Genomic DNA, 13821 nt, shown 5'->3' on the forward strand with positions numbered 1-13821 from the left:
TGTTGTGCCTGTTTTAAAAAATCAAAAGTAAATTCGCTGAATTATTTCAATTTAATGACAATTTTGTTGCAGCGGTTTAATCCGATGCACCACGATATTTCTCGCGCAAATTATTGCGAATTTTGATCGCGGCAATATTTAATACAATAATCAGCAACACCAGAATTAACGAGGTTGCGTAAACCAATGGGCGTGCAGCTTCGACGTTGGGGCTTTGAAAACCCACATCGTAAATATGAAAGCCGAGGTGCATAATTTTTTGATCGAGATGCAAATAAGGATAATTACCATCGACTGGAAGTGCAGGAGCCAATTTCACCACCCCCACCAACATCAGCGGCGCCACTTCACCGGCGGCGCGTGCAATCGCCAAAATCAAACCGGTCATCATCGCTGGAGTTGCCAAGGGTACCACCACTTTCCATAAGGTTTCTGCCTTGGTCGCACCCAATGCGAGACTGCCCTGACGGATTGTACTTGGTATGCGCGACAGCCCTTCTTCGGTAGACACAATCACAACCGGTAAGGTCATGAGCGCCAGCGTGAGCGATGCCCAGAACAACCCAGGGGTCCCGAAGGTAGGTGACGGCAGGGATTCAGGATAAAACAGCTGGTCGATACTGCCACCGAGGATGTACACAAAAAACCCTAAACCAAATACGCCGTAAACAATTGAAGGAACGCCCGCCAGGTTGTACACCGAGATGCGAATTATCTTCAATATGGTGCCTTGCTTAGCGTATTCACGCAGATAAATCGCCGCCAATACACCGAGTGGTGTCACCATGATTGACATCACAATCACCATTGTCACTGTGCCGAAAATAGCCGGAAAAATACCGCCTTCGGTATTGGCTTCGCGGGGTTCGTCGGTTAGGAACTCCCAAAAACGATCGCCGTACTGCACCAATTTATCCAGCACGCTCATTTCATTTGGGCGAGTAATTCGCACTATGTGATCAAAACCAATCACCGCTTCTTTACCACTACCCGTACGTACCTGCAGCTTGTCGCGGGTGGCTTGCGCAAGAATGTCGTCGCGGCGCGTTTTGATAATAGCGTACTCCGCCTCCAGTGCCGCGCGGCGCTCACTCATATCAGCATCGGCCAGCGCCATTGCTTCGCCTTTGATGCCATCCAGTTCCAAGCGGCGGCGCTCAAGACGCAGGTCGTCCATGTGCTTATTGATGCGTCCTATGTCTACCCTTTCGATACGACTCACCTGTTGATGCAATTCAAGCGCACGACGTAAACGGCTGTCTAATTCCTGCCAAAAGCCCTCATCGCCCAATTTTGACACTACCGCGCCACCTTCTTGAACTGCTACAGGAAAACCGTAGAAATTACCCCACTCACGGCGCTCAATGGCAATAGCATCGGCAGGGTACTGCCACTCATCCATGCCCATATCCAAAAACCAGACAAAGTCGCGGCCACTAATATCGCGATTGCCAAGCTTGAATAAATGACGCGTAATGACTTCCGTATCAGCTGGCACTTCATAGCCACCATCGCGCGCCACCGCTGCGGTAATAATTTCGTCGCGGACAAACTCACCCATCACTATCTGTTTTTGTCCCGCGCGATCGGTAATTGATGTTTGCAATATGTCGGCAGGCCAAAAATGACCAAAACCACGCACCGCAATCAACCCAAGCAGGCCAATTACCATAATCATGCACAGCGTAACAGCGCCGCCATTGAGCCAAACCCAAGGCGATCCGCTTTGAAACCAAGAAGTCTGCTTACTCGATAATTTTTTCATCACACATCACCCATTACAGATTGCTGTAACGTTTGCGGAGCCGTTGACGAATGACTTCCGCCAGCGTATTCACCACAAAAGTCAGCGCCAACAGCACTAGAGCTGCAAGGAAAAGCACACGGAAATGGGTACTGGCGACCGCCGTTTCTGGCAACTCCACCGCGATATTGGCGGAGAAAGTACGCATACCCTCAAAAATATTGAAGTTCACAATGGGGCTGTTACCGGTAGCCATGAGTACAATCATGGTCTCGCCCACGGCACGACCAAAACCCATCATCATTGCAGAGAAAATGCCGGGACTCGCCGTAGGCAACACCACGCCCACCACTGTCTGCCAGCGGGTGGCGCCGAGCGCCAGAGAACCTTGAGTTAGATGGCGCGGCACACTAAAGACCGCATCTTCAGCGATGGAAAAAATAGTGGGGATTACTGCAAAGCCCATCACTATGCCAACAACCAAGGCGTTGCGCTGACTGTAGTCGATACCATTTTCAGTAAACCACTGCGGCATGCTGCCGCCAAACAACCAGATCTCGGTAAAAGGGCTGGCAACAATACAAAACCATACAGTGATGATAATTGGCACTATCAACATTGCTGCCTCCCAGCCCTCGGGAACCCGTGTGCGCAAGGATTCAGGGCAGCGACTCCATAGATAGCCGGTTATTAGCATGACGATGGGCAGGGCAATCAAGATCGCAAACACCGCAGGAAGATGGTTTTCCACAAAGGGCGCCAACCACAAGCCCGCCAGAAAGCCGAGGATCACCGTGGGCAATGCCTCCATAATTTCGATGGTCGGCTTTACCAGGCCACGCAGCTTGGGAGTCATAAAGTATGCGGTGTAAATGGCACCCGCAACCCCCAAAGGAATTGCAAATAACATCGCAAAAAAGGCGGCTTTTAAGGTGCCTATTGAAAGCGGCACAAAACTCATTTTGGCTTCAAAATTATCGCTACCGGAGGATGCCTGCCAAATGTACTCCGGCGACTCACGCCCCTCGTACCACACTTTTTGCCATAGAGAACTGAACGATACTTCCGGGTGTTTATTCCAGACATCGGCCACCGCTAGCTCATTGCTCACATCGAGTAAGAGTGCGCGATGATGGATAGGCGACACCGCAATCTGGGTGATAGGTTTATCCGCCAGCGAGTCGAGGAATAGCGTGCGCTCTGAGGTGCCGTAATAGATGCCGATATTGCCTTTATCGTCGCTCGCCCAAAAACCGCGCCGCGCATGTTCAGGCACTACCCGAATAACGGCACCGGCAAGTGAATCAAATGCGCGAACAAATTTAACCTCGTAGACATTGTCGCTATTGCGCACCAAAAACCACTGGCTCACTTGCCCTTGGTCAGTACCTATCACGAGCGATGCGGTACCCACCAAAAACTCCATTGCGGTAATCTTGCCGCCGGGAACCGCAACTGGCGCCTGACGTACAGGTGTGCTGGGATTGATGATGTTGTACAACCACAACTGGGCATTATCGTCAGCAATAATCAGATGCTGCGCACTTTCATCCACCTGGATTGCTATAGGTGTTACGCCCTCCGGCAAAGCAGGCAGGGGAAACACTTCCTGACTCAGTGTTTCTTCGCCGGTAATCATGTTGGTATTACTGCTGAAGATACCCAATAACAACCGCTTATCTGCCGTAAGCGCCCCCATCAAAATGCCGCTGGAGGTCTCCTGTACCGCTAGCTGGGTAATCGCCGCGCCCTGTTCATCTAACTGCAATGGCGCATCGCCCAAGGGGTATACCAAGCTTGGCACTATCTGACGCTTGTCCTGCGGGTAGCTCAGTGCATAGTTCACTTTGGTCAACGCAACTTGACCATTGTCGTAGCCATAAGCAATCAAACCTTGATCTGGCGTACTGGTCGCCAAGCGGGTAAAAACGGCACCTTCTGCGCGCGGCACCTGTGCATTTAACACTGGGCTGCCATCATTAACCGCGAAAAAGTTTACTGCTCCACTTCGTTTAAAATTGGCGCCTATCTCTTCATAGCGCTCTAGCAACAAATACTCAGTTGGATCTGACTCGACCTGCTGCAACTGCACAGGCGTAAAACGATGGGTGATATCCACAGATGCACCGCGAAACAGCGGCGCAATTTCAGAAAACAGGTAAAAGAAAATTAAACCCAAGGAAAATACTACCGCCAGACCGGCTGACATTACGCCATAGCGCGATAGATTGTCTTTGAATTGACGGATACGACGCAAACGACTGCGCTGCTCGGTTGTTGGCATCAGGCTTGGCATTGGTTTGGCCACTAGGACTGGTTCGGACATGGTCTACTCACCTGGAATTGTCTGGCGTGTAAATGCTAACAGGCAAAAATGACACTTTTGTTACAATCACCCAGGCACTGTCACATAAGTGTCATCTTTTTATTTGCACCCATAAAAAAACGCCGAACTAGTCGGCGTTTTTCACACAACCTGGATAATTACTTCAACTCAGCAAGAGCCTTGGTCACCATGGTTGCAGGCAGCGGGATGTAGCCATCGCGCACTACAGTTTCTTGACCTTGCTTGGAGAGAATCATTTTGATGAACTCCAACTGGATCGAATCTAACGGGCGGTTCGGGTGCTTGTTGATGTACATGTAAAGTACACGTGACAGCGGGTAAGAACCATCCAATGCATGCGATGCCTCAGCAGTTACAAACGGCTGACCGTCTTTCTTGGACAAAGGAACTGCTTTAACACCCGAGGTGATGTAACCAATACCTGAGTAACCAATACCGTTAATTGATTCAGAAACACCCTGCACTACTGAAGCAGAACCTGGTTGCTCAAGAATATTAGCCTTATAGTCACCTTTACACAGAGCTTCATCTTTAAAGTAACCATAGGTACCTGACACTGCATTGCGGCTGTAGATCGCAAAATCACGCTTTGCCCACGCATCAGTCAAACCAACCTCACCCCAACTAGTGATGTCCTTAGCGCCACCACATTTACGGGTAGCAGAGAAAATGGCATCAACTTGAGGGATACTTAAACCCTTGATCGGATTATCTTTGTTGACATAAACCGCCAACACATCAATAGCTACAGGAACAGCTGTTGGCTTGTAGCCGTGCTTAGCTTCAAACGCCTGAATCTCTTCGGTTTTCATCATCCGGCTCATAGGGCCGAAATTAGCGGTACCTTCAGTCAAGGCTGGTGGTGCAGTTGAAGAACCAGCGCCTTGAATTTGAATATTGACGTTAGGATAGGATTTTTTGAAATCTTCAGCCCAGAGTGTCATCAGGTTGTTGAGTGTATCTGAACCAATTGAGTTCACATTGCCTGATACACCAGTCACCACCTTGTACTCAGGTAACTTAGGGTCAACTGCCGCTTGCAGCGCTGCTGCACATACCATAGAGCCGGCCAATGCCAACCCTTTAATAATTTTCATAGCGTTCATAGAGCGCTCCGTTTAGTCATTCGTGAATAATGAATTCATGCTTGTTGATGAAGAGGTTTGCCTCTTCATTGGCGACCACTTTATCCAGCAAATATGACAGTAATATGACCAACGGGAATTTTTGTCACAAATATGTCGCAAAATCGTCATATCTTTTTTATTCCATCAAAATAAAAACACCCGCCGAAGCGGGTGCTGATAAAGCTATTTTACAACTCGTAAACCGGGCCGTTTAGGTGCAGCACCTGAGGGCGATATGGGCTCTGGCGCAGGAGAGTTTGGCGGAGATGTCGGCGCCGGCGGCTGTGGGTTTTGTTCTGGCTCAAACATCATACCTTGGCCGTTTTCACGGGCGTAAATACCCAGAATCGCACCACAGGGAACATAAATGTTGTTCACTACACCACTAAAACGCGCATTGAACGAGACGGCGGTATTATCCATAAAAAAATCTTTGATCGCCGTGGGGGATATATTCAAAATAATTTGCCCATCTTTGTTGACATGCTGCTGCGGCACCTGAGTACCTTGCACATGCGCATCAACCAAAATGTGCGGAGTGCAATTATTATCCAGTATCCATTCATAGATAGCGCGCAAAAAATATGGACGGCTGGATGTCATGGACATAAAAGTTTCCTTTACAGATCGAGTGAAAAACGGCAACAAACTACAGGTTTTTTCTCCGAGGCTCAATAAGCTGTACCGCAAACAAAACGGGCGACCTAAGTCGCCCGTTTTGTTATCAGTGAATATCTCTCCAGAATTCGCGATTCAGGAAGTACACAAAGACAAACAGTATCAACAAGAAGCCCAGGACGTAATAACCCATCGATTGACGCTTCACTGCGACAGGCTCAGCCACATACTCAAGGAAGTTAACTACATCGTAAACCGCCTCATCAAATTCAGCAGCAGACATGCTCCCTTTGATTTTGCCTTCCTTCAGCGCACCGCAATGTTCATCCATTTCAATTTGACCAACATCATTGCGCAAAGCGCCACCATGGTGATTAAGTTTTGGGCCAGCTCCGCACTCAAGCAAACCTTGTGGGCCAATCAATACATGGGGCATGCCCACATTGGGGAATACGCGATTGTTAACCCCCCAAGGACGAGTTTCATCCTTGTAGAAGTTTCGCAGATAGGTATACAACCACTCAGGTGAACGCGCGCGCGCCACCAGTGTCAGATCGGGTGGAACCACACCAAACCATACTTTTGCTTGCTGTGGTTTCATCGCAATTTCCATCAATTGGCCGATACGCTGATCGCCAAAAATCAGGTTTTGCTCCATCAAGTTGTGTGGGATACCCAAGTCATCAGCAACACGCTCATAGCGTGAATACTTGGCCGAGTGACAACCCATGCAGTAGTTGGCGAAATATTTTGCACCGCGCTGTAAAGACTCTTTGTCATTCAGGTCTGGCTCCATGTGATCACAGGGAATCGCGCCGCAGTTGAACGCACCTTCGCTAGCAACCGCTTTGATAGGCACCACGGCAAGAATGATAAATAACGCCAAACCGGCAAGCACAACCAATGCTGGCAAACCTTTCGACTGGGTACGGGTTGGCTCAACCAGATCCTTATCGCGCGCAGCCAGAATTGGCAGCACCGCAAAAATCGCCGCCAACAGGAAGCAGAGGATCAATAACAATACCGGAACATCGCCACCAATGTATTCGAAGCCCATCCAGGTAAAGACCACAACAAACACACCACACAGAACCCAGGAAATTTTGGATTTCGCTTTTTCCGGGCTAGTGGTTGTCCACACCGGCATAGTCAGGAAATAGGCGAAGTAAAACGCGGTAGCAATTTGCGACAACAGGGTTCTGCCCTCTGTCGGCGCTTTAACACCCAAGTAACCCAACACCACAAACATCGCCGCAAAAGCGATTAGCATAATGCGCGGAATATGGCCGCGATAACGCATGGACTTCACCTTACTGCGATCCAGCCAAGGCAATACAAACAGCAGCGCAATTGCTGCGCCCATAGCCGCAAAGCCGAGCAATTTTGCAGTCAATACCAGCGGGCCAATTTCGATTGGCATGGTCACTGCACGCAGCACCGCATAGAACGGGGTGAAATACCAAACTGGAGCAATATGCAGCGGGGTTTTCAGGTTGTTAGCTTCTTCAAAGTTAGCGTACTCAAGGAAGAAACCACCCATCTCCGGCATAAAGAACATAATGAAGCAGAAGGCAAACAGGAACACTGTGATACCAACCAGATCGTGCACTGTGTAGAACGGATGGAAAGGAACACCATCGCGCGGAATGCCATTTTCATCTTTGTTCTTTTTGATCTCCACACCATCTGGGTTGTTAGAACCCACTTCGTGCAATGCCAGAATGTGCATCACCACCAACGCCAATAATACAATTGGCAAAGCAACCACGTGCAGGGCGAAAAAGCGGTTAAGGGTAATGCCAGAGATAAGATAATCACCGCGAATCCACTGCACCAAGTCATCGCCTATACCAGGAATAGCGCCAAACAAGGATACGATTACCTGTGCGCCCCAGTATGACATCTGACCCCAAGGCAATACGTAGCCCATAAAGGCTTCGGCCATCAGCACCAAATAAATAGTCATGCCGAAAATCCACACCAGCTCGCGCGGGGCTTTATAAGAGCCGTACATCATGCCGCGGAACATGTGGAGATACACCACAATAAAGAAAGCAGAGGCGCCGGTGGAGTGCATGTAGCGCAACAGCCAACCGTAATCCACATCGCGCATAATGTATTCAACCGAAGCAAACGCACCTTCAGCGGACGGGTTATAACTCATAGTCAACCAGATACCGGTAACCAATTGGTTTACCAATACCAGCAGCGAAAGTACGCCAAAAAAATACCAGAAGTTAAAATTCTTGGGCGCATAGTACTTGGCCATGTGCGTATCCCATGCGCGCTGCACCGGAAGACGCTTATCAACCCACTGCCACAAATCAACTAACCAATTCATATCAAGCCCCTTGATCTTCGCCAATCACAACTATGGACTCGCTCTCATAACGATGAGGAGGAACTTCCAGATTCAACGGTGCGGGTACAGCGACATATACACGACCGGCAAGATCGTATTTGGAACCATGGCATGGACAAAAGAATCCACCCTGCCACTTTGCACCACCCAAATCTGCCGCGCCTACGTCCGGGCGAAATGCAGGGGCACAACCCAAGTGCGTACAAACCCCTAACAAAATGGCGAACTCTTTGTTAATTGCACGCTCGGCATTTTTGGCATAGTCAGGCTGTTGAGGCTCATCGGAGTTGGCGTCCAATAACACCCCTTGCTCCTCCACTTTCTTCAAGCTATCCAAAGCGGCTTGGGTACGACGCACGATAAAGACTGGCTTGCCGCGCCACTCAACCGTAACCATAGCACCCGGTTCGATTTTGCTGATGTTGTACTTCACTGGCGCGCCAGCAGCTTTCGCTTTGGCGCTAGGATTCCATGAACCCACGAATGGAACTGCGGCACCCACAACACCAACCGCACCCACTGCACAAGTGGCTCCGATTAATACGCGGCGGCGCGTTTGATTTACTGCGTCATTACTCATGACGATTTTCTCCCCTAAACAGCTTTAACGGCTAGCAAATTGCCTAAAATCGCCGCAAGACTTGTTACAGATTACTGATACGAAGTCCGGCGAAAAAAGGAATATTGGGTGACTCAAGAAAAGGCGGGCAATGTTAATGAATTAACGCACTGCTTACAAGAATAACCACACATAAACAGTGGGTTATAAGCCGGTAATTTTAGACGTAAAAAAACGCCCAAGCCAGTAAAGACTTGGGCGTTTTTTTGATGATCATCAACCAGCCAGCATAAAACCAGCTGGAGAAAACCATTAACGCTTGGAGAATTGCGGCTTCTTACGTGCTTTACGCAGACCAACCTTCTTACGCTCAACTTCGCGTGAATCGCGAGTAACGTAACCGGCTTTGCGTAAATCGCTACGCAGAGACTCATCATATTCCATCAGCGCACGGGTCAAACCATGGCGAATAGCGCCCGCCTGACCGAAACTACCGCCACCGGCGACAGTAACATTAACGTCAAATTTTTCTACCAAACCAACCAGTTCCAATGGTTGACGAACAACCATGCGCGCAACTGGACGACCGAAATACTGGTCCAACGGACGGTCATTTACGGTGATAGTACCAGTACCTGCAGTGATGAACACACGCGCGGTAGAGGTTTTGCGACGGCCAGTGCCGTAAAATTGTGTAGCAGACATGTCAGCTCCCCTTAGATGTTCAGTTCTTTAGGTTGCTGAGCAGCATGTGGATGCTCATTACCTGCATAAACTTTCAGTTTTTTGAACATAGCGCGACCCAGCGGACCCTTCGGCAACATACCTTTAACGGCAGTTTCGATGGTGCGCTCTGGAGCTTTTTCAATCAACTTCTGGAAGCTGATAGATTTAATGCCGCCCACGAAACCGGTGTGAGAGTAATAAATCTTGTCAGTTGCTTTACGGCCAGTCACGCGCACTTGAGCGGCATTGATTACAACAATGTAATCGCCGGTATCAACGTGTGGAGTGAATTCTGGCTTGTGCTTGCCACGCAAACGCGAGGCGATTTCCGCAGATAAACGGCCGAGTGTTTTTCCCGCCGCATCCACGACGAACCAGTCATTAACGACAGATTCAGCTTTGGCAATATAGGTCTTCATGTTATTCCTGCCTAATTGGATGTGGAACTAATATCTAAATGAATAAAACAACCCCTAAAATAGGGAGGCGGCATACTACACAGCCAATGTTTGATTTTCAATCATAATTTGCGGTTGAATTGCTATTCAGGTCGATGTGGACGCGCCAGATACTCATGACTTTGCATTTCCAACAGTCGGCTCACGGTGCGCTGAAACTCAAAATCCAACTTGCCGGTAGAATAGATCTCGGCCAAAGGGCGCTCGGCTGAAATGACCAGCTTGACCTGCCGATCATAAAATTCATCCACCAGATTCACAAAGCGCCGCGCCTGATCGTCATTAGCGCGCCCCAAACCCGGCACATTGCTCAAAATCACCGAGTGATACTCGCGCGCCAGCTCGATGTAGTCATTTTGTGAGCGAGGACCGTCGCACAACTCAACAAAATCAAACCAGACAATGCCTTCACTCAAGTAGCGGGCGCGAATCAAACGCCCCTCCACCTCAAGCTCAGGATTTTCATCGACTTCGGCAGCGACGGATAACAGACTTTTAAAACTGCACATTAGGCTCTGATCAGCTGCCGCATCCAAGGGGGAATGATAGAGTTCAGCCTGCTCAAGGGCGCGCAGGCGATAATCTACCCCACCATCCACATTCACCACCAAGGTGTGCTGATTCAGCAAGGCGATGGCAGGCAAAAAGCGCGCACGCTGCAAACCATCTTTATATAGACCGTCGGGCACGATGTTCGAGGTAGCCACCAGCGTGACGCCGCGAGCGAACAACTCCTCCATCAAGGTGCCGAGAATCATCGCATCGGTAATATCCGACACAAAAAACTCATCGAAACAAATGACGCGCGCCTCATTGGCGATGATATCAGCCACTTTTTTTAGCGGATTTTTCTGACCATCCAGCTTTTTAAGCTCCGCGTGCACACGCCGCATAAACCGATGAAAGTGCGCGCGCAGTTTTTGCTCAAAGGGCAGGCTTTCAAAAAAATTATCCATCAGATAGGTTTTACCGCGTCCTACCCCACCCCAAAAATACAAACCGCGCACTAGTTGACGCGGCTTGGCGCCAGTTAAGCGCCTGAAAAAACCACTTAACCCACTTTGCGCTTGCTCATCCTGCCAAACGCGAACCAATTCTTGATAAAGATGCTGCAGATGATCCACTGCCGCAGCCTGCGCAGCATCGCGGCGAAAATCCGGGCGCAGGAGATCGCGCTCATAGCGCGCCAAGGGAGAGAGAGAAATAGAAGACGTCATAAATACCGGAAGGCTCACTAACAATGGGCGCCACTTTAGCGATAAGCCGGTAGCGACGCCATCAAATTCACATACAAAACAGGGCTTAGAGTGGGATCTGGCGAAGCAATGTTTGAGTCAAATCATTTTTCATCTGGGTTAAGTAACCATGGAAAAAATGCCCTGCATCGGGGTAACGCAAAAGCTCAGTGGCGCCGTGTAAGGTGGAAACCCACTGATACACACCTTCAGCAACAACACGCTCGTCTTTATCTCCCTGAATAACCGCCAGCGCGCAGGGAAATTGACCCTCGCGATCATAGGCATAACGCTCCACTGGTGGCGCCACCAAGGTGAGATGCTGCAGCGCACCCACTTGATAACTCGCCTGTGCGGCTATAGCAGAGCCAAACGAAAAGCCCGCCAGTAATATAGAGGCATGTGGCAAGGATTGCTTCGCCCAGGTGATGATCGCGAGCAAGTCATCCAGCTCGCCAATCGCATCATCAAAAACTCCGTCACTCTTGCCCACCCCGCGAAAATTAAAGCGCACCACATGAATGCCCAAGTCGCGATAGGTGCGCATCAAAGTCGTTACCACTTTATTATCCATGGTGCCGCCATGCACCGGATGCGGATGCGCAATAACCACCAACAAGTCGCGCGCAGCAAAGTGCCCTGCGTCATCGCCCTGATGAATCACTACCTGTAACTGACCGCAAGGGCCAGAAATAAAAAGCGCCTGCTCTTTATCAAATGGAAAATTCATGAATTACCTCTGTAATAAAATGCAAACACGCACAAGCCCGAGAATTTTTGCTCATTTTAATGAGAAAATGGACTTATAATAGAACTATCAATGACCTTGGTCGTATATCGCTCGCGTAACAGCGATGCCCAGCAGGAGATTTTTTGTGTATTCATTCAGTGCAGTAGTTATTACCGGTTTGATCTGTTTGCTCGCAGGAGCAGGTCTTGGTGTTTTAATCGCCTTTATCTTCCGCGCCAAAATTCTTGGTCACGACCTTGAGCAGCGCTTGCACGAAGCTGAAGGCTCGCTGCAGGGCTATCAGCGCGATGTTGCCGAGCATTTTGCGCAAACCTCACAACTGGTCAACAACCTTACCCACGCCTACCGCGAAGTACATGAGCATTTGGCAAATGGAGCACTGAAATTGGCGACACCGGCAATTAGCCGCCAGATTCTGGATTCAGCCAACACCAATCTCGGCAGCGGCACTAAAGCCTACGTCGCCGAACAGCGCATTGAACCACCGCGCGATTGGGCGCCCAAAGCCCCGGGTGCTAAAGGATCGCTAAGTGAAGATTACGATTTACGCGACGACTCACACAACAGCGCCCGCATGCCAACCGAGTCTGCCGATGACTATGATTTTGATGGCAAAGCCAATCGCTATTAATTAATACGCAATATCGTTCTATCAGTTAGATCGCGCACAGGACGTCGAAATAAATGCACAGCCCCGCACTGCGGGGTTTTTATTGGCTAATAACAATAACGACGGAGACCTTTCGCATGTTCCTACAACGCTTGCTGCAGTTTGTTGGCTGGCCCATTACCGCAGGCGTTATCATTGGGTTGCTCGCACTAGTATTGTTCCCCCAGTTACGTGGCCAACAACCGCAAACTAGCAGCCCTGCAAACAATGCGCGCTATGGCGCAGTCTCTTATGCCGATGCAGTAAGCCGTGCTGCGCCCGCCGTAGTAAATGTGTACACCGAAAAGCGCGTAGTACAACGCAACCAAAATCTCTCTAATAACCCGTTCTTTCGCCACCTTTACAACAACTCCAATACACCGCAACAAGAGCGCATGCAAAAAACGCTGGGGTCGGGTGTGATTGTTGATAGCGCTGGCTTAATTCTCACCAACAATCACGTTATCAATGGTGCCGACCGCATTGCGGTATTGCTTTACGATGGCCGCGTGACAGCCGCAGAACTGATTGGAATTGATAAAGCAAATGATCTGGCGGTTTTAAAAATCCAACTGGACAATATTTCTGCCATCACCCTCGGTGTGTCAGACAATGTTCGTGTTGGTGATGTGGTATTGGCGATTGGCAATCCGTTTGGTGTTGGGCAGAGTGTTAGCCAAGGTATCGTCAGTGCAACCGGGCGCTGGAATCTCGGCATTAATAGCACCGAAAATTTTATTCAAACCGATGCCGCGATCAACCCGGGCAATTCTGGCGGGGCATTGATTGATGCTTATGGAAACCTGATCGGCATCAACACCGCCATGCTGGATGAAACCGGCGCATCGTTTGGTATTAGCTTTGCTGTGCCAGTCGATAAAGCGATGAACTCACTCAAACAAATTGTTGAATTTGGCGGAGTAAGGCGCGGCTGGTTAGGTGTGGGAATTAATTATTTGTCCGCAGAACAAATTCGAATACTCGGAACCAACGGTTTATTGGTCAGTGAAATTGAGCCGAACAGCCCCGCCGAAAAAGCCGGGTTCAAACTGAACGATGTAATTACCCATATCGACAACATCGCACTGGTCACCGAACAATCGCTCAGAAACTCACTCGGCAATATTCAACCCAATGCGGAAATCACCTTCCGCATTATTCGCGACGGCAACGTAATAGAGTTGAAAGCCATAGCCGATTTCCCGCCCAACAGCCGCACCAAAACTTGATCAAACCAAATACTCC

12 protein-coding genes are annotated in these 13821 nt (G+C 49.4%); 2 read left to right on the top strand and 10 right to left on the bottom strand.

Features of this window, described 5'->3' with window-relative positions; translation table 11 throughout:
* Positions 1–76 precede the first annotated feature (76 nt).
* The 10 genes from pstA to AWU77_RS18030 all read right to left on the bottom strand — a co-directional run bounded on the left by pstA (position 77) and on the right by AWU77_RS18030 (position 11906).
* Positions 77–1765 (bottom strand): phosphate ABC transporter permease PstA, encoded by a 1689-nt coding sequence (gene pstA, locus AWU77_RS17985; RefSeq protein WP_062066651.1) that lies wholly within the window; start codon positions 1763–1765, stop codon positions 77–79.
* 13 nt (positions 1766–1778) lie between these two features.
* A complete protein-coding gene (locus tag AWU77_RS17990) occupies positions 1779–4070 on the bottom strand; it encodes an ABC transporter permease subunit (protein WP_062066654.1) in 2292 nt (763 codons plus the stop codon).
* Between the two features lie 158 nt (positions 4071–4228).
* Positions 4229–5197: a phosphate ABC transporter substrate-binding protein gene (locus AWU77_RS17995; RefSeq protein WP_062066657.1), complete on the bottom strand. Its 969-nt coding sequence runs from the start codon at positions 5195–5197 to the stop codon at positions 4229–4231.
* 204 nt (positions 5198–5401) lie between these two features.
* Positions 5402–5827 carry a ClpXP protease specificity-enhancing factor gene (locus AWU77_RS18000; RefSeq protein WP_062066660.1) on the bottom strand — a complete coding sequence of 142 codons (426 nt, stop codon included), beginning with the start codon at positions 5825–5827 and terminating at the stop codon, positions 5402–5404.
* Positions 5828–5942: 115 nt separating this feature from the next.
* On the bottom strand, positions 5943–8177 hold the full coding sequence (locus AWU77_RS18005; protein WP_062066664.1) for a ubiquinol-cytochrome c reductase: 2235 nt from the start codon (positions 8175–8177) through the stop codon (positions 5943–5945).
* 1 nt (position 8178) lies between these two features.
* Complete coding sequence (gene petA, locus AWU77_RS18010; RefSeq protein WP_062066667.1) at positions 8179–8778, bottom strand: ubiquinol-cytochrome c reductase iron-sulfur subunit; 600 nt, start codon at positions 8776–8778, stop codon at positions 8179–8181.
* A 291-nt stretch (positions 8779–9069) separates the two neighbouring features.
* Positions 9070–9462 carry a 30S ribosomal protein S9 gene (gene rpsI / locus AWU77_RS18015; protein WP_062066671.1) on the bottom strand — a complete coding sequence of 131 codons (393 nt, stop codon included), beginning with the start codon at positions 9460–9462 and terminating at the stop codon, positions 9070–9072.
* A gap of 11 nt (positions 9463–9473) precedes the next feature.
* A complete protein-coding gene (rplM, locus tag AWU77_RS18020) occupies positions 9474–9902 on the bottom strand; it encodes a 50S ribosomal protein L13 (RefSeq protein ID WP_062066674.1) in 429 nt (142 codons plus the stop codon).
* 122 nt (positions 9903–10024) lie between these two features.
* Positions 10025–11158: a cell division protein ZapE gene (gene zapE / locus AWU77_RS18025; RefSeq protein WP_062066677.1), complete on the bottom strand. Its 1134-nt coding sequence runs from the start codon at positions 11156–11158 to the stop codon at positions 10025–10027.
* Between the two features lie 85 nt (positions 11159–11243).
* On the bottom strand, positions 11244–11906 hold the full coding sequence (locus AWU77_RS18030) for an alpha/beta hydrolase (protein ID WP_062066680.1): 663 nt from the start codon (positions 11904–11906) through the stop codon (positions 11244–11246).
* 145 nt (positions 11907–12051) lie between these two features.
* Here AWU77_RS18030 and AWU77_RS18035 point away from each other — a divergent pair, with 145 nt between their 5' ends.
* Positions 12052–12558: a YhcB family protein gene (locus AWU77_RS18035; RefSeq protein ID WP_062066684.1), complete on the top strand. Its 507-nt coding sequence runs from the start codon at positions 12052–12054 to the stop codon at positions 12556–12558.
* A 116-nt stretch (positions 12559–12674) separates the two neighbouring features.
* Positions 12675–13805: a trypsin-like peptidase domain-containing protein gene (locus AWU77_RS18040; protein ID WP_062066687.1), complete on the top strand. Its 1131-nt coding sequence runs from the start codon at positions 12675–12677 to the stop codon at positions 13803–13805.
* Positions 13806–13821: the final 16 nt, after the last annotated feature.

The organism is Cellvibrio sp. OA-2007, from assembly GCF_000953825.1.
GTDB lineage: Bacteria > Pseudomonadota > Gammaproteobacteria > Pseudomonadales > Cellvibrionaceae > Cellvibrio.